The following is a 1,418-nucleotide window of genomic DNA, read 5'->3' as shown; positions in this document are numbered from 1 at the left end:
CGAACTGTTGCCGCTCTCGGTCGACGATGCGGCGGTCGCGGTGCGTGCCGATGGGCGCACGGTGATCCGTCTCACGTTCGGTCTGTGGCTCGGCGAACAGCGCGAACGGATCGACCTGTCGCGTATCCGGCTGTACCTGCACGGCGACCGGCCCGCCGCCGCGGCACTCTACGCGGCCCTGATCCATCAGGTGGAGTCCGTTGGCCTGCGGCTGCCATCGGTACGTGATGGCGCGCTGGAGCGACAGAGGCGGGTGTCCTTCGAGCCGGCAGGGTTCGGTCCGTCGACGCGGCTGTGGCCCATCCTGGACCCGAAGCGCGACGAGGAACTCGACCGCGAGCAGACGATGCTGGAGTACTTCGTGTTTCCGCAGAAGTTCCATTTTGTCGACCTGTGCGGCTTCGATAGCGCGGTGCTGCCCGCCGGGGAAAAACAGATGACCTTCGAGATCGAACTCGCCGGACGCATCCCCGGCGACTATCCGGTGACCCGCGACAGCTTCCGCCTGTTCTGCACGCCCGTGATCAACCTGTTCGAGGTCGACGCGCTGCCGCTGCGGCCTGCTGGCTGGCATGACCGGGAGCACCAGATCCGCGTGCAGGAGGGTCTGGCGGACCACGTCGAACCGTATGACGTGCTCTCGGTGGATGCCGCCGATCCGGAGGACAGCGCACAGTATTCCTACAAGGCGTTCACGGGTTTCCGCCATCGCGGCTGGATGCTGCGTTACGAGCGACCGGAGCGGTACTTCCATACCGCGACGCGCTTCGGCCCGGCGGGGCGGCAATTGTGGGTATCGCTCTCGGGCCAGCTCTGGGAGGGCGCGATCGCGGACGCGAAGAATGATGAGCACCGTCCACCGCCTGACCGCTACCTGACGGCGCGCGTGTTCGCCAACAACGGGCGCCTGCCGCGCATGGCGCTGTCCGAGGCGACGATCACGGAGACGGTCACCGGCTTTACCGGCATCGCGTCGGTGCGCAACCTCACGGCACCGAGCTTGCCACTCTATCCGCCGCGCTATTACCCGGGCTACGACTGGCGCGTGCTGGGCCACCACGCCGCGGGCGGCGCGAACGAACTGAACCGCTTCCATCCGGAGGGCGCGCCAGCGTTGCGCGAGGTGCTGGAGCTGTACGACTGGACGCCGGACGATGCTGCGGCACGGCGTATCGACGCGATCCGGGAAGTGCGGGTGTCCTGGCGGCGGGTGCTGGCGCATGGCGGCGTGCTCAAGGAGGTTCGGCTGCACATCGATCTCGATGCCAGTGCCTTTGACGGGCCGGGCGATGCCGTGCTGTTCGGCGACGTGCTGAATCATTTCATCGGGCGTTACGGGGCCGTCCACTATGCGACGGGGCTGACGCTGGGCGTCGACGGCCGGGAGACGGTCTACCCACGTATCGAGTTCGAGGGGG

Annotated in this window: 1 protein-coding gene; it reads left to right on the top strand. The window is 67.4% G+C overall.

Annotated elements, in window-relative coordinates; genetic code table 11:
- Window positions 1-1,418, top strand: a 1,418-nt coding sequence (locus LPA36_RS29340) for a type VI secretion system baseplate subunit TssF (protein WP_228884017.1), incomplete at both ends; no start/stop codon positions are given.

Origin of the sequence: Paraburkholderia saeva (assembly GCF_907164555.1) — a bacterium.
In the GTDB taxonomy this organism is placed as follows: domain Bacteria; phylum Pseudomonadota; class Gammaproteobacteria; order Burkholderiales; family Burkholderiaceae; genus Paraburkholderia; species Paraburkholderia saeva.
This window is presented reverse-complemented; position numbering and strand designations above follow the sequence as displayed.